Raw genomic sequence first — 21,215 nt, 5'->3', positions numbered from 1 at the left:
TTGGGGTCGCTACGCAACCCAGCGGGAGCAAGCTCCCTCGCCACAAGAAGGTGTGCGTTTATTTTTGCTGGCGATAACTCTGCACCGCCGCTCCCAGCACCACTGCCCCAGCCGCAATCGCCAACCAGAAACCACTGCGCGCGCCATACGTATCCACCAGCCAACCCGAGCCGGCCGCGCCGATGGCCACGCCGATGCTCAGCCCGGTCACCAGCCAGGTCAGGCCTTCGGTGAGCCGCGCCGGCGGCACAATGCGTTCCACCAGGGCCATGGCGACGATCAGCGTCGGCGCGAAGAACAACCCCGCGACAAATACCGCCAGCGACAGCCCGAGGATATTGCTCGCCAACAACAGCGGCAGCGTGGTTAGCGCCGTCGCCACCCCGCCGTACAGGAACAATCGCGGCAATGGCAACTTCGAACGCAGCGCGCCGAACGCCAGGCCGGCCAGGCACGAGCCGATGGCATAGACCGACAGCACGATGCTCGCCGCCGCCGGTTGCCCCTGATGCTGGGCGAACGCCACGCTGACTACGTCCACCACCCCGACGATGACGCCCATGGCGACCATCAACAGCAGCAGCAAAAGCACGTCGCTTGAGCTGATGATCGAACCCTGGTGATGCGCCTGATGCGGGTGCACCGGCGGCTCGGTGCCGCGCTGCAGGACAAACGCCGTCACGCCGATCGCCAGCAGTAACACCGAGGCCAGCGGCCCGGCCTCCGGGAACGCCACCACGCACAACCCCACCGACAGCGGCGGTCCGACGATGAAGCAGACCTCGTCCAACACTGACTCCAGCGCATAGGCAGTGCGCAGCTGCGGCTGGCCGCGATACACCTCGGTCCAGCGCGCCCGCACCATGGCCGACATGCTGGGCATGCAACCGGCCAGGGCGGCGAACAGGAACAGCGTCCACTGGGGCGCCTGCAAGCGCGTGCACAACAGCAGCATCAGCAACGCCCCGCCACCCAGCAGCGCCGCTAATGGCAAGACCCGCCCCTGGCCAAAACGGTCGACCAGCCGCGACACCTGCGGCGCGCAGAACGCCGTCGCCAGGGCAAACGTCGCCGCCACCGCGCCGGCCAATCCATAGCCGCCCTTGAGCTGCGCAAGCATGGTGATCACGCCGATCCCGGTCATCGATATCGGCATGCGCGCGATCATTCCCGCCAGCACGAAGCCACAGCTGCCAGGTGCGCTGAACAGTTCACGATAAGGATTTGCCATGGGATGCCGCCTCAACAAGGGCCTGCAACTTGCCACAAAGGACGGTGCCGGGGAAAGCGCAAAACTGTGGGTGAAATGTGAAGACTTGCGCCTGCTAATGAACTCTGCGCGCCTGTCGTCAGTCAGCAAGTAAGGCCCTCAGTTCAAGGTGCTATCCCATGCAGATTTCTCTTGCCCGACAAGTTGCTCTGGTCACCGGCGCCAGCTCCGGCATTGGCGCCGGTGCGGCCCGGGCACTGGCGGCGGCCGGTGCCGCCGTGGTGCTCAATTACCATTCCAGCGCCGGCCCCGCCGAAGACCTGGCCCGCGAGATCAACGACAGCGGCGGCCGAGCCATCGCCATCGGTGCCGATGTGTCGAAGGAGCAGGACGTCGAGCGGCTGTTCGCCCAGACCGTAGACGCGTTCGGCGCGCTGGACATCCTGGTCGCCAACTCCGGCCTGCAAAAAGACGCAGCCGCCGTCGACATGAGTCTGGACGACTGGAACACCGTCATCGGCGTCAACCTCACCGGCCAGTTCCTTTGCGCCCGCGCGGCCTTGCGCATTTTCAACCGCCAGGGCATCCGCCAGGGTGTGTCCCGGGCCGCCGGCAAGATTATCCACATGAGTTCGGTGCACCAGCGCATCCCCTGGGCGGGCCACGTCAATTACGCGGCGTCCAAGGGCGGCATCGATCAGCTCATGCAGACCCTGGCCCAGGAAACCAGTCATCAGCGCATCCGCATTAATAGCATCGCCCCCGGCGCCATTCGCACGGCCATCAACCGTGAAGCCATGGAGGGCGACAAGGAACAGGAGCTGTTGCAGCTGATTCCCTACGGCCGGGTCGGCAATGTGGAGGATGTCGCCAACGCGGTGGTCTGGCTGGCGTCGGACCTGTCCGATTATGTGGTGGGCACCACGCTGTTCATCGATGGCGGGATGAGCCTCTATCCGGGGTTCCGCGGCAATGGCTGATCATGACGAACCGCAGAGCCCGATCGAGAACCACGGCATCATCGGTGACATGCGCACGGCGGCGCTGGTCAACGATCGGGGCAGCATGGATTTTTTCTGCTGGCCGGAATTCGACAGCCCGTCGATCTTCTGCTCACTGCTCGACACCCCTGAGGCGGGCATCTTCCAGCTTGCTCCGGATTTGCCGGATGCCCGTCGCCAGCAAATCTACCTGCCCGACACCAATGTCCTGCAGACCCGCTGGCTGAGCGATGGCGTGGTGGTGGAGATCACCGATCTGCTGCCCATTGGCGACAGCGAGGATGATTTGCCGGTCTTGATGCGCCGGGTGCGCATGACGGTCGGCAGCGCGACGTTTCGCATGCGCTGCGCGGTGCGCCATGATTATTCACGCGCCGCGACTACCGCGCGCCAGGACGGCGACCACGTCATCTTCGAGGCCCCGCAGCAACCGAGCCTGCGCCTGTGCGCCGACCAGCCCATGACCCTGGATGGCCAGGCGGCGGTGGCCGAGTTCACCCTGGGCCAAGGCCAGACCGCTGAATTTCTCTTGGGTGGCATCGACGACCCGCGCCTGGTGGACGACACCAGTGCCCTGTGCCTGGAGAGAACCCTGGCGTTCTGGCGCGGCTGGATCGGCCAATCCAACTACCGTGGCCGCTGGCGGGAAATGGTCAACCGCTCGGCGTTGGCGCTGAAGCTGCTGACCTCGCGCAAACAGGGCGCGATCCTCGCCGCCGCCACCTTCGGCCTGCCGGAAACACGCGGCGGCGAACGCAACTGGGATTACCGCTACACCTGGATCCGCGACGCCTCGTTCACCGTCTACGCGTTCATGCGCCTGGGCTTTGTCGACGAAGCCAACGCCTATATGCGCTGGCTGCGCGGCCGGGTGAGCGACTGCCGCGAACAACCGACCAAGCTCAACATTCTTTACGGCCTGGACGGCCGGCTCGAACTACCGGAAACCGAGCTGACGCACCTGAGCGGCTACGACAACGCGCGACCGGTGCGCATCGGCAACCTCGCCTACCAGCAGGTGCAGTTGGACATCTTCGGCGAGTTGATGGATGCGGTGTACCTGGTCAACAAATACGGCGAAGCCATCTCCCACCAAGGCTGGAAACACACGGTCGATGTGGTCGACCAAGTGTGCGAAATCTGGCGGGACAAGGACGTGGGCATCTGGGAAATGCGCGGCGAGGAGCAGCATTTCCTGCATTCGCGGCTGATGTGCTGGGTGGCGGTGGACCGTGCCATCCGCCTGGCGAGCAAACGTTCGCTGCCCGCCCCGTTCGCGCGTTGGGACGAGACTCGACAGGCCATCTATGAAGACATCTGGACGAATTTCTGGAATGACGAACACCAGCACTTCGTCCAGCGCCTGGGCAGCACCGCCCTTGACGGCTCGATGCTGCTGATGCCGCTGGTGCGCTTCGTCAGTGCCCGCGACCCGCGCTGGCTGTCAACGCTGGACGCCATCGAAAAAGATTTGGTACGCGACGGCATGGTCTATCGCTACCGCACCGACGACGGCTCCATTGACGGCCTCAGTGGCACCGAAGGTTCGTTCGTCGCCTGCTCGTTCTGGTACGTCGAGTGCCTGGCCCGCGCCGGCCGCGTGGAGAAAGCCCAACTGGAATTCGAACAATTGCTGCGCTACGCCAATCCGCTTGGGCTGTATGCCGAGGAATTCGACAGCCACGGTTATCACTTGGGCAACCTGCCCCAGGCGCTGAGCCATCTGGCGCTGATCAGCGCGGCGAGTTTCCTGGACCGCAGGTTGAGCGGGGAGAAAAATCATTGGCAGCCGTGAGGGGAAATTTGGATTATCCCCCGTGGCGAGGGAGCTTGCTCCCGCTGGGTTGCGCAGCGACCCCAGAAATTCCGGATTGAAAAACGACGACTGCTGCGCAGCCGAGCGGGAGCAAGCTCCCTCGCCACAGTGGGCCTGCGGTGTTCGGGCTAGCGCGGTGGCTCCGCCAGTTCGACGTTATCCAGCGCTCGGTTGGCCAGCAGTATTCCCAACTCGATCAACTGCTGAGCCCCAGCGGTGGAGTTCGCCATTTCCGCGACCAAGCAGAGGGTGGCGAACTATGCGCAGGTTGGTCGACCAGGGAATGGATACCCGGCAGGGCCCGCAGCCCTCCCACGCACAGTCAGCCATAAAGCAGACAATGCGCCATTCTAAACCCGGACGACCAAGCCCGGTCGCTGATTTTGCAGCGACGACCAAAGCCTATCCCCAACAACTTCCGAACCACCAACCGCCACGACTCGTCGGAAAATTCTGATTCGCCAAATTTTTTGTAAGGACCACCACCCCTGTGGCGAGGGAGCTTGCTCCCGCTGGGTTGCGCAGCGACCCCAAAAATTCCGGATTGAAAAACGACGACTGCTGCGCAGCCGAGCGGGAGCAAGCTCCCTCGCCACGGGGGATCTGCTTTTCGCCAAAGCTAAACGCCTTTGAGTGACTCCTTGTTGCCAGCCCCGCCCCCCTCTCCTAAGATCGATGCACTCACGGGTGCAGCGGAGCTGCCCGATAAGAACCCGACTCAAGGACCCGACCATGACGCATATCCAACGTCCCATCACCACCGAACCCCGCACCGGGCTGAGCCGCGAAGAACTCTGGGACGGCCCGGACAAGGGCTTGATCAAATGTTGGGAAGTCGGCCGCGACCGGGCGCAGAGGTTCCCTGAACTGGCGCAACGTTGTCTCGCCGGAGAGCTGCCGGTGCTGGGCTGGAAAGGCGGGGTCAGCCGCAGCCTGAAGAAGACCGCCAAGTTCGGCTGTCTCAAGTACCTGGCCCAATGGCAGGGCCTGCGCGGCGAAGACCTGGACATCGACCTGGCCCAGGAACGTACCCTGACCTGCTCCAACACGAACATGATCGTGACATTCACGCCAGACCGGGCCAAATATGTGAACCAGGAACCCGCCTGACCCCAACCGAGTGAAGCCGGAGACCGACATGACATCTGCGCCCAAGATCAATTTCGCGGTAACGCCGCTGCTGCGCATCGCCTATGAGGAACACGGCCCCGCCAGCGGCGAGCCGATTATCCTGCTGCACGGTTTTCCCTACGACCCGCGGGCCTTTGACGAGGTTGCGCCGCCCTTGGCTCAACACGGTTATCGAGTCATCGTGCCGTACCTGCGCGGCTACGGCCCGACCCGTTTCAACAATCCCGCGATTGCCCGCTCCGGCCAGCAAGCGGCACTGGCCCAGGACCTGCTGGACCTGATGCACACACTCGACATTCCCCAGGCAGCGCTGTGCGGCTATGACTGGGGTGGCCGCGCCGCGTGCATTGTCGCCGCGTTGTGGCCCGAGCGCGTTCGCTGCCTAGTCACCGGCGATGGCTACAACCTGCAGAATATTCCTTTATCAACCCAGCCACTGGCCCCGGAAACCGAATACCGCTTGTGGTATCAGTATTACTTCCACACCGACCGAGGCGTCGAAGGCCTGAAGCAGAACCGACGCGAGCTGTGCCAATTGCTCTGGCGCCTGTGGTCGCCGACCTGGGCGCGCGGTGCGGAGCTGTATCCGCTGAGCGCGCCTTCGTTTGATAACCCGGATTTTGTCGAGGTGGTGATTCATTCCTATCGCCATCGCTTCATGTACGCGCCGGGAGATCCGACGCTTGAATGGATGGAGGAACAGTTGGCGGCGCAACCGGCCATCAGCGTGCCGAGTATTTCCCTGTGCGGTGCCGATGACGGCGTGGGACCCGCGCCCGAGCACGACGAAGATGCCGCGCATTTCACCGGACGCTACGAGCGCCGCGTACTGGCCGGCGTCGGCCATAACATTCCTCAGGAAGCACCTGAAGCCACGCTCAAGGCATTGCTGGATTTGCTTGAGGGCTGAGCGCAAACCGCTCGCGATAAGCCTGGGGCGTCACGCCCATGCCCCGCAGAAAACTGCGACGCAAGGTTTCTTCGCTGCCGAAGCCGCATTGCAGGGCGACGCGCTTGATCGGCACCGCACTGTCGCAGAGCAGCCGCCGGGCAGTTTCCACGCGGATCAGTTCCACCGCACGGGCCGGGGTCTGGCCGGTCTCGGCGCGGTAATGACGGACAAAGCTGCGCTCGCTCATACCGGCCTCGACGGCCAGGCTCGACAAGCCCAGGTCGCGAGTGAGGTTTTCGGCGATCCAGGCGTGCAGTTTATCGAAACGACCGCCCTGCTCCTGTAACGCCAAAGTAGCGCTGAACTGCGACTGCCCCCCGGGGCGCTTGAGGAACACCACCAGATGCCGCGCGACTTCCAGCGCCATCGCCCGGCCCAGGTCCTCTTCGACCAGCGCCAACGCCAGGTCAATGCCGGCCGTGACGCCAGCCGAGGTCCAGACCGAACCATCCTTGATGAAAATCGGATTGGGTTCGACCCGCAGTTCTGGATGTTGCCGGGCCAGTTGTTCACAACGGGTCCAATGGGTCGCCACCCGTCGTCCGTCCAGCCAGCCACTGGCCGCCAGCAGAAACGCCCCGGTACACACCGATGCGACCCTTCGCGAACGCGCTCCCTGGTCCTTGACCCAGGCCACCAGCGCAGGATCTTTCGCGGCCTCGTACACGCCCCAACCGCCGGCGATCAACAAGGTATCGCTGCCCTCGCTGGGCAGCGGTTCGGCCATCAGCGCCAACCCCGCCGACGACATCACCGCCCCGCCACCCGCAGCAATAACGGTCGGCGCATACGGCGCCGGCAAACCCTGCCCGCGGGCCAGATCATTGGCCGAGGCGAATACCTGCAAAGGTCCGGTGACATCCAGCACTTGTACGTTGGCGAAGGCCAGCACATGAACGGTTTTTGCTGTGTTTGGCATATTGGCGTGATTCGAGGGCTTATTGGCGAATACGCCAGATCCTACGAGTCTAAAGTCAAACCGTCCACCCCCTCGGGCAATCATCCAAAGGAGCAAGCGACATGACGTTGCAGATCGGTTTTCTGTTATTCCCCCAGGTTCAGCAGTTGGACCTCACCGGGCCTTTTGACGTGCTGGCTTCGCTGCCAGATGTGAAAGTGCATCTGATCTGGAAAGACCTGGCGCCGGTTACCTCCAGCACGGGCTTGGTCCTGCTGCCAACCACCACCTTCGAGGACTGTCCGAAGCTCGACGTCATTTGTGTCCCCGGTGGTAGCGGCGTCGGTCCGTTGATGGAAGACGAGCAGACCCTGGCCTTCATCAAACGCCAGGCCACTCACGCCAAATACATCACCTCGGTGTGCACCGGTGCGCTGGTACTCGGCGCGGCGGGATTGTTGCGCGGCAAGCGCGCCACCACCCACTGGGCCTTCCACAGTTTGTTGCAGCCGCTGGGGGCGACGCCGGTCAAGGACCGTGTGGTCCGCGACGGCAACCTGCTTACCGGTGGCGGCATCACCGCGGGAATCGATTTTGCCTTGACCCTGGCGGCCGAGCTGTTCGACCAGGACACCGCCGAGCTGGTCCAACTGCAGCTGGAATACGCACCGGCTCCGCCGTTCGCCGCAGGTTCCCCGGACACCGCGCCGACGCTGGTGCTCGAAGAGGCCAACCGGCGTTCGGCGGAATCGTTCCGGGTGCGCTCGCAGATCACCCAGCGGGCTGCGGCACGCTTGGAATCAGCGTAGCGGCAGGTTCAGCCAGGCACAGCAATCCGGTGCCTGGCTGGATGACCTATTCTTCCTGGCGATACAGGACCATTCCGGCGTGATACAGCACGCCATCGCGGAAATCCCCGTCGGCGGTGAAACCCGTATCGTCGTGGTATTCGATATGGTCGTCCTGCAGCCAATAGTCGCCCTCATAGGCACTCTCCCGAGTGCCCCGCGCTTCGTCGTAGCGCCCGCCCGGAAGCAACCGATGGCGAATCACGCCATCGGCCGTCACCCACAGGCCGACGAATTTGTCCTGATCTCCAAATGCCTTTCTCACGGGACGTCTCCTAGTGGTCGCCAGGTTTTAAAATGGGCTGGCCGTCGGCCGCACCACCAATTCGCTGACGTCCACGTCTGCCGGTTGCTCGATCGCATAGGCAATTGCCCGAGCGATGGCCTCGGCGGGGATGGCGATCCTGCGGAACTCACGCATCTCGGCCCGTCCGCCTTCGTCGGAAATGCTTTCCGCCAGTTCCGACTCGGTCACGCCGGGGGAAATCACCGTCACGCGGACATCCCCACCCACCTCCTGGCGCAGGCCTTCGGAAATCGCCCGTACGGCAAATTTGGTCGCGCAGTACACAGCGGCAGTCGGGCTGACGGTGTACGCACCGATGGAGGCAATATTGATGAACTGTCCGCTGCGCTGGCGCTGCATCAACGGCAGGCCGGCGGCGATGCCGTGGAGCACGCCACGGATGTTGACGTCGATCATGCGGTCCCATTCCTCGACCTTCAGCGCCTCAAGCTTGGAGAGCGGCATGACGCCGGCGTTATTGATGATCACGTCAAGCCCGCCGAATTTCTCGACGGCGAAATCGATCAGGCCCTGGACATCGTCGCGACGGGTCACGTCCACGACTTTGCAGGCAGCCCGGTGACCGGCGGCTTCAAGTTCCTGCACCAGCGCTTGCAAGCGCTCCACGCGCCGGGCGCCAAGCACCACGCAAGCCCCGCGGGCCGCCAACAACCGTGCTGCCGCCTCACCAATCCCGCTGCTGGCGCCAGTGATGACCACTACTTTGTTTTGAATATCGGACATGATGGTTTCCTCGTCTGGATGCGTTGGCCCCCGGTGGGAGCGTTTTGACAGGTCCAGATTAGGAGGGTGTCAGGCGCTTCGGTTAGCCGGATTCTCCTGCGCATTTGCACGATCCTGTAACGATAACGCCTCTGGTCGTTACGGCTGCGATCAGCTTTACTAGCGCGATCCATTAAATTGGCCAGGGAGATTGATCCGCATGTCGGTATCCACGTCCATCACCATCACGCCCATTAACGGCGTAGATCAGCGTCGCGCCGAGCTGGCGAACCTGATGAAGCGCTTCGCACCGGAATATGGTGTCCACGCAACGGCCATCGAGGCCTTGCACCTGATCCGCAGCGATCAACCCACCGAGGCCTTGCACGTTGTGCACAAGCCCGGGCTGTGCGTGATTGTCCAGGGGCGCAAGGAAGTCACGCTGTCTGACGAGCGCTACGTTTACGATCCGCTCAATTACCTGGTGGTCTCTGTGACGCTGCCGCTGGCCGGCCAGGTGATCGAGGCCAGCCCCGAGCAACCGTACCTGTGCATACGCCTGGACATCGACCCGGCACAGATCTGCCAGTTGATCGCCGATGCCAGCCCAATTGGCGTACCGAGCGAAAGAGCCGATCGCGGATTGTTCCTGGACCGCATCGACGAGCCGCTGCTCGACGCAATGCTGCGTTTGCTGCGACTGCTCGACAGCCCGGACGACATCGCCACCCTCGCGCCACTGGCCCAGAAAGAGATTTTCTATCGACTGTTGCGGGGCGCCCAGGGCAGGCGGCTGCACGAAATCGCTATTCCTGACACCCAGACCCACCGCATCAGCCGCGCCATCGAGTGGCTTAACACCCATTACGCCGAACCATTGAGCATCGACAGCCTGGCGCAGATGATCAATCTGAGTCCCTCGGCACTGCATCATCGCTTCAAGGCCGTGACCGCCATGAGCCCGCTGCAATACCAGAAGCAGTTACGCCTGCAGGAAGCCCGACGACTGCTGCTGGCGGAGAACAGCGATGTTTCGTCAATCGGCTACAAGATGGGCTACGAGAGCCCCTCGCAGTTCAGCCGTGAATACAGCCGTCTATTCGGTGCCTCACCGAGCAAGGACATCGCTCGCCTTCGCGCCCAGGCGTTGCAAGCGAGCAGCGCCTGATTCTGCATACAAACAGGATCAGGCAAACCGAGGGCAGTATCCGACTAACGACCCTAGCCACCTCGCCCCTACTCTGAACCCATGCAGCAAGACAACCGTCCGGGCTGCAACGGGTTCAGCAGATTTCGACATCTGAACGACCCGGCACTCAACCCTTTGATACGACCGGAGTCATTGCCATGAAAACTTTCAATTCCTTGATCGCCGTTACCAGCCTTGTCCTGAGCGCCAGCGTTTTCGCATTGCCAAGCCAGCAACAGGATCGATTCTTTACCCAGTCGCCAGAGCCTTCGCAGTCAGTGGCAGCAGACGGCGCGGATCGCACTCCTGGTGGCCAGACTCTCGCCGCTGATGGCGCTAACCGTACTCCCGGTGGCCAGACTCTCGCTGCTGATGGTGCTGACCGCACCATGGGACGGCGCCTGGCATGATGGGGCTATTCTTTGGACGAAAAAAAACCCGCCTAGGCGGGTTTTTCAAGGACCAGATTGACTTCCTGTCAGGCACTCCATGCCGGGTCCCATCATCCATGACCCCAAGCACTCCCTGTACTCAGTGGATGGATGTAGATTAGAGGGGATCAATAGGCAGAAAAAGACGAGAAAGCAGCGTCGCAACGTAAGCGTTTCGCTATGCGCCACTGCTACTTTTCTACAGGCGAAAAAAAACCCGCCGAAGCGGGTTTTTCCAAGACCATTACGACTCCCTGTCGGTAGCCATCCTTGCAAGGTCGATCGTCCCTGATCCTGAGCACTTCCTGTGCTTCAGTGGATGAGGCTAGATTACGCGTCGGATCCAAAGTGAAACAGAGGACATAGCTACCAAGCCGTGTAAGACATTCGCCATATCACCCCTTCCGGAAACCCTTAGCCGGTCAGGTAACCGGCGTTTCAAAGCCTGCTTTCGGTCCTTGGGATCCATCACGGCTTGTTCAGATACTCTTCAATATTGGCCATCTGTTCATCCCAACCACGACTGTCCATTCGGAAAGCCTTGAGTCGACGCGCCTCGGGAATGTCATTGAACCCCGACTCCACTACCTTCAGCAGAGTGCCACCGCCCATGTCTTCAAGCTCGAATTGCACACGCGTCTCGGACTCTTGGGAATAGTCGGTCTGCGGCTCCACAGCGTAAGGATGCCAGCGAAACGAGAACACTCGCTCGGGTTCGACACGCTCCACCAAGACATCCCACACAAGATGCTCATAACCCCGATAGGTAATCTGCCCTTGGGTGCGCTTTACTAGCGGTTTAACAAACAAAGCTTTATGGAGCCCTTTTTCTCGCTTGATTGAAAATCAAGCAAGCAAAAGGACTTACATTTTCAGTTCGGGTTTTCTCGATGAAATTGTTGGTCGAGAAAACTCATACTCATCTTTTTCTAACTTGTCTGATTGTTCTTTAATCATATTTTCAACAAGACTTGCATCATCATCATCGAACTTATCATTCTCAATAATTTCATTCGCTTTCGCTTCAACGTCTTGCCTGTTAATCAAAGCATCAAGCGTCGAATCGTTTCTTATGCTGTTCACCCAGCGAATCAAACTCGACTTAAAATCATTAAATGCTTTTACGATGAAGCTTAGTTTCTCTCTTTCAAGCATTATTTCAGACTTTTTATTGTCTAACTCAATTTCTTTAACCTCTAATTCTTTCAGCTTTGTCTCTGCTTCTTTCTGTGCAAGAACCGCCACAGTCGTTACGTTCTGCGCTTCTAAAATGAGTTCTGAAGCGTTTTGAGCTTCTTCTTTTGCTTTGTCATACTCGTAACGCTGTGCAGTCTTGCGCCTGCCCACGTTTGTTCTTAACGGCTTGTGATGTGTATGATCGATATTGCAGTGCTTTAACACTGATTGATTGAACTGTAATTTCAATTTCGATAGAACGTTCTTTCTATCCAAATCAGCCAATCTCTGCCCTGAAAAAATCCTAGGAACAAGAAGGTTTAAATGCGGATTTGCTTGGTCGTGTATGTTCAGAAAACACGCCCGGCCAAATTGATTAATGTCCGATTCTATCTCTAGCTCTTTGTGAACTGTATTGACCAAATCCCTTGCTATTTTTTTCCACTCGTCAGGTGTTGGTTTATGTGGCGGGGGTAGTATGAAGTTAAAAGATTGAGCAAAAGACTCAACTTTTCTTCCCCCTTTTTTATTTTTTGCGTCAAATGAAATCGTTTCTTGAATAGTACTATTAAGAAACGTATTTGCATCAGAGTTAAACAGAGTATAGATAGTCGTGTTTTTATGATTTTTGTGCTTTTCACTTACTAAATAACTTACATATTCAGACAACCCAACATCTTTATTTTTGACACGCTCTGTTGTTACAGTCCAATTTTTTATGCTCATATCGAACCCTCGAACTTTGTTCGACAGGTCTTACAAACTATTGAAAATCTTGGTAAATCAAACTCTGTGTTTGTATGCCAAAGCAAACCATGTTGTGTTTTCTTCTTGCAGTTCGTGCATAGTAAATATAAATTATTCATTGCATTTAAAGTTGTTATGCTTTTATAGTAGCATATCGTAACAACGAAATTTCATAGTTGTTCATCCGAAAAGGTTGTGTTCAAGATAGGACAACTCTGCGAGTTGACGGCTTCGCCTTCCTATTTGCGAGGGGATACCCCTTCGAACCCAACATCAAAAGCAAAAGCAAAGGCAAAGGCAAAGAATCAAAATCGTCTAAAAGATTTATTTCTGCGTGTGTTCAAAATCTGCTGTTTATCAACAGTCGATTTTGGACACACTTTACGAGATTTAAAAAATAGACGCACAAGGTCGTTCACAATAAAAATCAACGCAAGACGTTCTGTCATATTGCTACGTTCTTGCCCCAGAAAAATCACTTTATTAATTATTTCTCGCTCTTTATTTTTTGAACTTGATTGATACAACTCGACAAGTTCAATCAACAAAAGTAATTGCTGAATGTTATTCGCATTACTCAATAATATCTGAAATGCACTGATGACTTTCAAGTCTCTTATCAAACTAACAAGATTTTCTGCTTTTTTTCTAATTTCCATCTCATTCATAATAATTGTATTTTCTATCATTATACAATTATTAACCCCCCAGCGGGGGGAAGGGGGGAGGGAGTAAATACCGCAGTACCTGCGGCATAGAAAACTTTAGTAATATGGATTTGTCGGCAAAGTATAAGTCTTAATAACAACGGCTTTACTTAAATATTCGGGATTTCTCCAAAAATCTCCATCCTGCATTGTCCAGAGTGTTTTTGACTCTTCACAACTTCCTGTTTTAAAGTTAAAACTGTGGCTTATTTCCAGCGCCGTACTTCCTCGCTCATTAATAGTGTCTTTGTTTTTACAATCACGAGCAGCCGCTTGATAAGCTCTTACAGACTCTTGTCGTTCTTTATCTGTCATTCTGTCCTTTGATGGAACTTTGTTTTCAATTACAGTCCCAGCAGGAACATTGCTTGTCGTTTCAAAATATCCCGCATTTACAGCGATACACAATGCAAGCAGCACAAACGAGAATTTAAAAAAATCATTCATGTTTAATGCCTTTCGAATTATGCATATGCTTAATTTGAACATCATCAAAAACCGATGCTTTTTCAAAATCTGCTCGACGCTCTTTATCCATTTTCTGATAAAGTCCGATAAAAAAGAAATTCGTATTGAGATAAATGCTATTGTTTTCGTCAATAATTAATACTTTTTTAGTTATGAGTGTTTTCCAATTTCTGTTTATAACAGAAGCACTGATTTTTGTTTTTGCTGCAATTGACGCTTGTGTCATTGACACAACATTGCCCCATTTTAACGTATCTAAAATGTGCACGATTATCTTAAATTCGGTTGGTGTTAATTCTAGCTTTAATAAATTTTCTGAAAAGCCATAAAAATATTTAACATCCTTCTTTAACGAATTTTCTTTATCTAATTCTATTTTAGTCGTTACTTTTGCATTGATTTGTTTATCATCGTCATTTGCGTTTTTCTTGTCATTTACATATCTGCTATGTAATACAGACATTGCTAATTCAACAGCGCTATTAACTTGCTCAGCAATAGATTTTGCATTGTCAGAATTTGCCGGTCTAAAATTATCATCTTGTTCAGTATTTGCACTATTAACATCTATAAACTCATTCATTTATTTCCTCATTTTGCTAGTTATAACCATAGCGTAGCATTTAGATTTTAGAAATAAAGACTTAAACGACAAAATAATTAGCTTTTTTGAAATTAAAATTTCTATATGAGCAATTTTATTTTATTGGAATGAGTACAAGAGGTTTATTTATTGATTATGAAGTTAATTGTATTGTCGAAATAGTCATTGACGAAAAAGTCAACGAGCTTGACTAAAAAGTAAAAGTGTATTGATAAAAAAGTCATAAGCATTGATTAAAAAATCAATGACTATTGATGATAAAGTATATGAGCATTGATGAAAAAGTACATGGACATTGATTTTTTAGTCAATATCGAAGGGCTGTAAGCCACGTATAACGTGGCTTTGAGGGTTGCTTAAGATGGTAATGAGGTAAGGCTTTTAAGGTTTAATAAGACCCGTAAGAAAGAATTAAAAAATACACGGCATAAACTGCCGTTATTTACTTTGTTTTTTGTGAAAGCAATAAAGCAGAAAAGCATTAAAAGCGATTTGGCTATTCTCTCTTAATGATTCATTCATAACATTGACCCTTTGGGTCAAGGTGAATTACCCACGTCCAGATAGCGCCCGCGCCTATGCGGCGTTTCGGGCGAGTCTTCTTAATTAAAATCTGCTCTTGAACCTAATGGAAGTACAAAATCCGTCTTCCATCCTCCAACCAACTTTTTGGTATAGAAGTAGTAAGTACCACCTGCGAGCATAGCGTGTTTTCTATCAAAGTAATAACTCACGCCGAAACCTTTTGATTTATTGTTAATTACAACCTCGCTCATTTTATGTTCGTCTTTAAAGTCCTGACCATCAAAGGGCTCACTGTCCTCAAAGCGCTTCAACACTCTGATTTGTACTTGACTCTCTTTCAAAAGCAGATTAAATCTGATTCTTCCCTCTTCATTATCTAGTAGCGAATCAATATCAGAACGGCTAATCGCTTGTTCAGCTTCAACGTATAAATTCATCCTTGAAATTTCTAAATCAATGTTATCTACCCTGCTCGTCAGTCCGTTAATATCAGTCTCAATTTTCCTAATTCTACTCAAAAGAACCTTTGGAATATCACCGCCACTCAACTCAATACTTTCTAATATTTTCTCAATAGTTTTTTGCTTGTCTTCAAGTTCAGCATTACATGCGTTGCGACTTTCGATAAGGCTTTGAGCGTCGCCAGATTTTCTAATGATTTTCTCCAAACCAAAATTCTTGTAATAAAGCATAAACGGTTCATAAATATAGTTATATGGTATGAATATTTTACGAGCCGCAGGGCATGCATTTACCAAACTTTTCGCGCAAAGTAGATACATATACTCTTTGTTTTTTCGCTTTGTAAAGTGCTGATGAAGAGCAGTGTCGCAATGCTCGCAAAAAATCACACCTTTAAAAACATTCCTAAACCCTTTCGCTTCTCGACCTTTCTTTTCGTGAGTCTCTGCTCTGATGTTTAGTTTCGTTTGGATATTAAAAAATTTTTCTTTTGAAATCACCGCAGGATAGTAATTTTCCAGCTCTTCATAATCCGCACTTTCACCATTTTCTGTCTTTGTTTTGTAAATTTCTAGACACCCATAAACGGATTTTGCGCGAGACAAATGGCGAATTGCTATTAATGTCCATTTTTTATCAGTTTCAGTTTTATTAATTTCTATGGCTGTTCTTGCACACCCGAATAGCTCTAACAGTTCGAAAATTCGCTTAACTTCATTTGCTCTATTCTTAATTAGATTAAGTTTTTCACTTTCTTCGTCATAAGACACCCAGTATGGAAGTTTTTTTGTCATTACTTTATTTGAAGATTTTGCTTCGTTGTGCTTCTTTTTCCACGCTCCCAGCGACCTATTTTTTTTAATTCTACTCTCTTCATTCGCTCGACTTAATACAAAGTTTATTTTAAATAAAATACTCGAATGGTCTTCTTGTCGATAATCATATACTTGATTATCTCCCAGAGTAATGATTATGATTTTTGAAGAAAGAATATCAACGACAAGTTTTGTTGCGTCAATGCCGTTCATTCTTGTTAGACGGTCGAAATTCTCAACCAATAGAATGTCATTTGCTTTAATCACGCCTTGCGAAATTAAATCTAAAAACTCTTTCAAAGCTCCTATACGTGCGTTCTTGCCACGAAACCCCGATATGCCTAAATCTACAAACTCTCTTGTCAGTTCAAGCTTATGACGTGCCAAGTGCTCTTGAATCAGCGCTTCTTGTCTATCAATGCCTGTGCCTTCACGCTGTGTACGTGAAGATATGCGCTTATAGCTGTATATATGTACAGTCATTTTTCGCTACTCTAAACAGAACCATATGTGTCTATTATAGCGCTCATAAAGCGCGCTCACCGGCAACAAACCGCTTGCCCGCGAGATCCACGCCAAACCATTGGCCGAAGGCTTCAGCATTGGCCATGGCTCGCCAGACCTGCGAACGCGGCGCCTTCAGCAAGATCTTTCTTTCGATACGATCAGATAGATGCATGGGTCGTCACCTCCTGTGTTCAACATTAGGCCTGTAAGACCACAAGGCCAACCGTAAAGTTGTATCAACGCCTTGTTTGGTTACACTCCTCCAGCAGTTTTTACCCCTCATGGAGAGATTGATGATGTACACCCGTTTGTTGCTGCCCCTGATTCCGCTGTTGTTCATTGGCGCTGTCCAGGCTGACGTTTGTACCAACGCCACGACCCAAGGCGACATAAACCAGTGTGCAGCCCAAGAGACCAAGGCTGCCGACAAGGAACTGAACAGTCTGTACAAACAGATCACAGCGCGTTTGAAAGACAATGCCGAGGCCAAGCAATTGCTGGTCAAGGCACAGCGAGCCTGGATTGACTTCCGTGACGCCGAATGCAGCTTTTCTGCTTCTGGTGCCGAAGGGGGGAGCGTCTATCCGATGATTCAGAATGACTGCATTACAGCCCTGACGAAGGCGCGAGTAGAGGCGTTCAAGACGTACCTCAACTGCGAAGAAGGAGACCTGAGCTGCCCGGTACCTGGGGCTTGATTGATGGTGTCGAAGAGGATGTCCTCAGGTCAATTTTCTTGCGGGCAAAACAAAACCCCTACCTGCGTCAGCAGATAGGGGTTTCGGAATTTAATCTTGACGATGACCTACTCTCACATGGGGAAACCCCACACTACCATCGGCGATGCATCGTTTCACTTCTGAGTTCGGGATGGGATCAGGTGGTTCCAATGCTCTATGGTCGTCAAGAAATTCGGTAGCCAGCGCGTGCCTTGCGGTCACGTTCCAGCGAATGGGTATGTGATAGTTTGTGGGTTTTGACTCGAACTTTCGGTTCATTTCGTCTTCACACACCGCAATCTGGCGCCTTTCTCCGTTTCCAGAGCAGGATCAGCAAATTGCTTGGGTGTTATATGGTCAAGCCTCACGGGCAATTAGTACAGGTTAGCTCAACGCCTCACAGCGCTTACACACCCTGCCTATCAACGTCGTAGTCTTCGACGGCCCTTCAGGGGACTCAAGGTCCCAGTGAGATCTCATCTTGAGGCAAGTTTCCCGCTTAGATGCTTTCAGCGGTTATCTTTTCCGAACATAGCTACCCGGCAATGCCACTGGCGTGACAACCGGAACACCAGAGGTTCGTCCACTCCGGTCCTCTCGTACTAGGAGCAGCCCCTCTCAAATCTCAAACGTCCACGGCAGATAGGGACCGAACTGTCTCACGACGTTCTAAACCCAGCTCGCGTACCACTTTAAATGGCGAACAGCCATACCCTTGGGACCGGCTTCAGCCCCAGGATGTGATGAGCCGACATCGAGGTGCCAAACACCGCCGTCGATATGAACTCTTGGGCGGTATCAGCCTGTTATCCCCGGAGTACCTTTTATCCGTTGAGCGATGGCCCTTCCATACAGAACCACCGGATCACTAAGACCTACTTTCGTACCTGCTCGACGTGTCTGTCTCGCAGTCAAGCGCGCTTTTGCCTTTATACTCTACGACCGATTTCCGACCGGTCTGAGCGCACCTTCGTACTCCTCCGTTACTCTTTAGGAGGAGACCGCCCCAGTCAAACTACCCACCATACACTGTCCTCGATCCGGATAACGGACCTGAGTTAGAACCTCAAAGTTGCCAGGGTGGTATTTCAAGGTTGGCTCCACGCAGACTGGCGTCCACGCTTCAAAGCCTCCCACCTATCCTACACAAGCAAATTCAAAGTCCAGTGCAAAGCTATAGTAAAGGTTCACGGGGTCTTTCCGTCTAGCCGCGGATACACTGCATCTTCACAGCGATTTCAATTTCACTGAGTCTCGGGTGGAGACAGCGCCGCCATCGTTACGCCATTCGTGCAGGTCGGAACTTACCCGACAAGGAATTTCGCTACCTTAGGACCGTTATAGTTACGGCCGCCGTTTACCGGGGCTTCGATCAAGAGCTTCGCGTTAGCTAACCCCATCAATTAACCTTCCGGCACCGGGCAGGCGTCACACCCTATACGTCCACTTTCGTGTTTGCAGAGTGCTGTGTTTTTAATAAACAGTCGCAGCGGCCTGGTATCTTCGACCGGCGTGGGCTTACGCAGCAAGTGCTTCACCCTCACCGGCGCACCTTCTCCCGAAGTTACGGTGCCATTTTGCCTAGTTCCTTCACCCGAGTTCTCTCAAGCGCCTTGGTATTCTCTACCCAACCACCTGTGTCGGTTTGGGGTACGGTTCCTGGTTACCTGAAGCTTAGAAGCTTTTCTTGGAAGCATGGCATCAACCACTTCGTCACCCAAAGGGTAACTCGTCATCAGCTCTCGGCCTTGGAATCCCGGATTTACCTAAGATTCCAGCCTACCACCTTAAACTTGGACAACCAACGCCAAGCTGGCCTAGCCTTCTCCGTCCCTCCATCGCAATAACCAGAAGTACAGGAATATTAACCTGTTTTCCATCGACTACGCTTTTCAGCCTCGCCTTAGGGACCGACTAACCCTGCGTCGATTAACGTTGCGCAGGAAACCTTGGTCTTTCGGCGTGGGTGTTTTTCACACCCATTGTCGTTACTCATGTCAGCATTCGCACTTCTGATACCTCCAGCAAGCTTCTCAACTCACCTTCACAGGCTTACAGAACGCTCCTCTACCGCATCACTTACGTGATACCCGTAGCTTCGGTGTATGGTTTGAGCCCCGTTACATCTTCCGCGCAGGCCGACTCGACTAGTGAGCTATTACGCTTTCTTTAAAGGGTGGCTGCTTCTAAGCCAACCTCCTAGCTGTCTAAGCCTTCCCACATCGTTTCCCACTTAACCATAACTTTGGGACCTTAGCTGACGGTCTGGGTTGTTTCCCTTTTCACGACGGACGTTAGCACCCGCCGTGTGTCTCCCATGCTCGGCACTTGTAGGTATTCGGAGTTTGCATCGGTTTGGTAAGTCGGGATGACCCCCTAGCCGAAACAGTGCTCTACCCCCTACAGTGATACATGAGGCGCTACCTAAATAGCTTTCGAGGAGAACCAGCTATCTCCGAGCTTGATTAGCCTTTCACTCCGATCCACAGGTCATCCGCTAACTTTTCAACGGTAGTCGGTTCGGTCCTCCAGTCAGTGTTACCTAACCTTCAACCTGCCCATGGATAGATCGCCCGGTTTCGGGTCTATTCCCAGCGACTAGACGCCCTATTAAGACTCGCTTTCGCTACGCCTCCCCTATTCGGTTAAGCTCGCCACTGAAAATAAGTCGCTGACCCATTATACAAAAGGTACGCAGTCACCCAACAAAGTGGGCTCCCACTGCTTGTACGCATACGGTTTCAGGATCTATTTCACTCCCCTCTCCGGGGTTCTTTTCGCCTTTCCCTCACGGTACTAGTTCACTATCGGTCAGTCAGTAGTATTTAGCCTTGGAGGATGGTCCCCCCATATTCAGACAAAGTTTCTCGTGCTCCGTCCTACTCGATTTCACTTCTAAGATCCTTTCGCGTACAGGGCTATCACCCACTATGGCCGCACTTTCCAGAGCGTTCCGCTAAAATCAAAGAAGCTTAAGGGCTAGTCCCCGTTCGCTCGCCACTACTAAGGGAATCTCGGTTGATTTCTTTTCCTCAGGGTACTTAGATGTTTCAGTTCCCCTGGTTCGCCTCTTGCACCTATGTATTCAGTACAAGATAACCATCTTATGATGGCTGGGTTCCCCCATTCAGACATCTCCGGATCAAAGTCTGTTTGCCGACTCCCCGAAGCTTTTCGCAGGCTACCACGTCTTTCATCGCCTCTGACTGCCAAGGCATCCACCGTATGCGCTTCTTCACTTGACCATATAACCCCAAGCAATCTGGTTATACTGTGAAGACGACATTCGCCGAAAATTCGAATTTCTCAACTAAGAGAACTCACAAATTTTACCTTAGCCTGAGCCGTTACCAGTGAAAGTAACGTTCAGTCTATCTTTCTATCACATACCCAAATTTTTAAAGAACGATCTAATCAAAAGACTAGAAATCAACATTCATCATCCAACGGATGGAACGCTCATTTCTAAGCTTTCAGAAGCAGTTTATGGTGGAGCCAAGCGGGATCGAACCGCTGACCTCCTGCGTGCAAGGCAGGCGCTCTCCCAGCTGAGCTATGGCCCCATTACAAAATTGGTGGGTCTGGGCAGATTCGAACTGCCGACCTCACCCTTATCAGGGGTGCGCTCTAACCAACTGAGCTACAGACCCAATTTCGAGCTTGTAACTGTTAGCTGTGAGCTATCAGCTTGGAGCTTAAAGCTGCTTCTATCGTCTTCTTCAATGAATCAAGCAATTCGTGTGGGAGCTCATGGAGCCGCTGCGGTCGTCGATTAAGGAGGTGATCCAGCCGCAGGTTCCCCTACGGCTACCTTGTTACGACTTCACCCCAGTCATGAATCACACCGTGGTAACCGTCCTCCCGAAGGTTAGACTAGCTACTTCTGGTGCAACCCACTCCCATGGTGTGACGGGCGGTGTGTACAAGGCCCGGGAACGTATTCACCGCGACATTCTGATTCGCGATTACTAGCGATTCCGACTTCACGCAGTCGAGTTGC

General features: G+C 53.3%; 17 protein-coding genes, 2 tRNA genes, 3 rRNA genes and 2 pseudogenes (1 of these 24 running past the window's edge). 8 read left to right on the top strand and 16 right to left on the bottom strand.

Features of this window, described 5'->3' with window-relative positions; translation table 11 throughout:
- Positions 1–58: 58 nt before the first annotated feature.
- Positions 59–1,231 (bottom strand): MFS transporter, encoded by a 1,173-nt coding sequence (locus tag M1E16_RS08380; RefSeq protein ID WP_458129624.1) that lies wholly within the window; start codon positions 1,229–1,231, stop codon positions 59–61.
- Between the two features lie 158 nt (positions 1,232–1,389).
- Between M1E16_RS08380 and M1E16_RS08375 the strand changes: the two genes are divergently transcribed.
- From M1E16_RS08375 to M1E16_RS08360, 4 genes are all read left to right on the top strand, one after another.
- The gene (locus M1E16_RS08375) at positions 1,390–2,190 is read left to right on the top strand and encodes an SDR family oxidoreductase (protein WP_458129623.1); all 801 of its coding nucleotides are present in this window, start codon (positions 1,390–1,392) and stop codon (positions 2,188–2,190) included.
- Entirely contained in the window at positions 2,183–4,006 is a 1,824-nt protein-coding gene (locus M1E16_RS08370; RefSeq protein ID WP_458129622.1) for a glycoside hydrolase family 15 protein, read from the top strand. The genes M1E16_RS08375 and M1E16_RS08370 overlap by 8 nt, the downstream gene beginning before the upstream one ends.
- A gap of 753 nt (positions 4,007–4,759) precedes the next feature.
- Complete coding sequence (locus M1E16_RS08365) at positions 4,760–5,137, top strand: hypothetical protein (protein ID WP_458129621.1); 378 nt, start codon at positions 4,760–4,762, stop codon at positions 5,135–5,137.
- A gap of 28 nt (positions 5,138–5,165) precedes the next feature.
- Positions 5,166–6,068 (top strand): alpha/beta fold hydrolase, encoded by a 903-nt coding sequence (locus tag M1E16_RS08360; RefSeq protein ID WP_458129620.1) that lies wholly within the window; start codon positions 5,166–5,168, stop codon positions 6,066–6,068.
- Here M1E16_RS08360 and M1E16_RS08355 read toward each other — a convergent pair.
- Positions 6,037–7,029, bottom strand: coding sequence for a GlxA family transcriptional regulator (locus M1E16_RS08355; RefSeq protein ID WP_458129619.1), 993 nt, complete (start codon positions 7,027–7,029; stop codon positions 6,037–6,039). The genes M1E16_RS08360 and M1E16_RS08355 overlap by 32 nt on opposite strands.
- Positions 7,030–7,130: 101 nt before the next feature.
- Here M1E16_RS08355 and inhA point away from each other — a divergent pair, with 101 nt between their 5' ends.
- Positions 7,131–7,817: an isonitrile hydratase gene (gene inhA, locus M1E16_RS08350; protein ID WP_305495952.1), complete on the top strand. Its 687-nt coding sequence runs from the start codon at positions 7,131–7,133 to the stop codon at positions 7,815–7,817.
- Between the two features lie 46 nt (positions 7,818–7,863).
- Here inhA and M1E16_RS08345 read toward each other — a convergent pair whose 3' ends face one another.
- Entirely contained in the window at positions 7,864–8,121 is a 258-nt protein-coding gene (locus tag M1E16_RS08345) for an Atu4866 domain-containing protein (protein ID WP_434569274.1), read from the bottom strand.
- 27 nt (positions 8,122–8,148) lie between these two features.
- On the bottom strand, positions 8,149–8,886 hold the full coding sequence (locus M1E16_RS08340; protein WP_458129618.1) for an SDR family oxidoreductase: 738 nt from the start codon (positions 8,884–8,886) through the stop codon (positions 8,149–8,151).
- A 199-nt stretch (positions 8,887–9,085) separates the two neighbouring features.
- Here M1E16_RS08340 and M1E16_RS08335 point away from each other — a divergent pair, with 199 nt between their 5' ends.
- Together M1E16_RS08335 and M1E16_RS08330 are read left to right on the top strand one after the other, a co-directional pair.
- Positions 9,086–10,033 carry an AraC family transcriptional regulator gene (locus tag M1E16_RS08335; RefSeq protein WP_434695439.1) on the top strand — a complete coding sequence of 316 codons (948 nt, stop codon included), beginning with the start codon at positions 9,086–9,088 and terminating at the stop codon, positions 10,031–10,033.
- 179 nt (positions 10,034–10,212) lie between these two features.
- Positions 10,213–10,464 (top strand): hypothetical protein, encoded by a 252-nt coding sequence (locus M1E16_RS08330; RefSeq protein ID WP_458129617.1) that lies wholly within the window; start codon positions 10,213–10,215, stop codon positions 10,462–10,464.
- A gap of 489 nt (positions 10,465–10,953) precedes the next feature.
- Here M1E16_RS08330 and M1E16_RS08325 read toward each other — a convergent pair.
- The 7 genes and pseudogenes from M1E16_RS08325 to M1E16_RS08295 form a co-directional block, all read right to left on the bottom strand.
- A pseudogene (locus M1E16_RS08325) lies at positions 10,954–11,274 on the bottom strand (SRPBCC family protein); the annotation flags it as partial.
- Positions 11,275–11,349: 75 nt separating this feature from the next.
- Entirely contained in the window at positions 11,350–12,387 is a 1,038-nt protein-coding gene (locus M1E16_RS08320; RefSeq protein ID WP_458128789.1) for a hypothetical protein, read from the bottom strand.
- 326 nt (positions 12,388–12,713) lie between these two features.
- Positions 12,714–13,076, bottom strand: coding sequence for a hypothetical protein (locus tag M1E16_RS08315; RefSeq protein ID WP_458128788.1), 363 nt, complete (start codon positions 13,074–13,076; stop codon positions 12,714–12,716).
- A 96-nt stretch (positions 13,077–13,172) separates the two neighbouring features.
- Positions 13,173–13,562: a hypothetical protein gene (locus M1E16_RS08310; RefSeq protein ID WP_458128787.1), complete on the bottom strand. Its 390-nt coding sequence runs from the start codon at positions 13,560–13,562 to the stop codon at positions 13,173–13,175.
- Complete coding sequence (locus M1E16_RS08305) at positions 13,555–14,166, bottom strand: replication/maintenance protein RepL (RefSeq protein WP_458128786.1); 612 nt, start codon at positions 14,164–14,166, stop codon at positions 13,555–13,557. Before M1E16_RS08305 ends, M1E16_RS08310 begins: the two co-directional genes overlap by 8 nt.
- 623 nt (positions 14,167–14,789) lie before the next feature.
- Positions 14,790–16,472, bottom strand: a complete 1,683-nt coding sequence (locus tag M1E16_RS08300; protein WP_458128785.1) for a recombinase family protein — start codon at positions 16,470–16,472, stop codon at positions 14,790–14,792.
- A gap of 55 nt (positions 16,473–16,527) precedes the next feature.
- Positions 16,528–16,668 (bottom strand): annotated as a pseudogene (locus M1E16_RS08295) (vanillate O-demethylase oxidoreductase VanB); the annotation flags it as partial.
- A gap of 124 nt (positions 16,669–16,792) precedes the next feature.
- On the opposite strand from M1E16_RS08295, the gene M1E16_RS08290 reads away from it, so the two are divergent.
- Positions 16,793–17,194 carry a lysozyme inhibitor LprI family protein gene (locus tag M1E16_RS08290; protein ID WP_434574251.1) on the top strand — a complete coding sequence of 134 codons (402 nt, stop codon included), beginning with the start codon at positions 16,793–16,795 and terminating at the stop codon, positions 17,192–17,194.
- Between the two features lie 94 nt (positions 17,195–17,288).
- Here M1E16_RS08290 and rrf read toward each other — a convergent pair.
- The 5 genes from rrf to M1E16_RS08265 form a co-directional block, all read right to left on the bottom strand.
- Positions 17,289–17,404: ribosomal RNA gene (gene rrf / locus M1E16_RS08285) — 5S ribosomal RNA — on the bottom strand.
- 164 nt (positions 17,405–17,568) lie between these two features.
- Positions 17,569–20,460 (bottom strand): 23S ribosomal RNA (locus M1E16_RS08280).
- A 242-nt stretch (positions 20,461–20,702) separates the two neighbouring features.
- Positions 20,703–20,778 (bottom strand) — tRNA-Ala (locus M1E16_RS08275).
- Between the two features lie 10 nt (positions 20,779–20,788).
- Positions 20,789–20,865 (bottom strand) — tRNA-Ile (locus tag M1E16_RS08270).
- Positions 20,866–20,988: 123 nt separating this feature from the next.
- Positions 20,989–21,215, bottom strand: a 16S ribosomal RNA gene (locus tag M1E16_RS08265); it runs 1,312 nt beyond the window's last position.
- Together the 16S, 23S and 5S rRNA genes with 2 tRNA genes alongside form the textbook arrangement of a ribosomal RNA operon.

It is taken from the genome of Pseudomonas sp. Z2-11, assembly GCF_054161305.1.
Note: the sequence above shows the minus strand (reverse complement) of the source record. Positions and strands in the feature narration are given on the sequence as shown.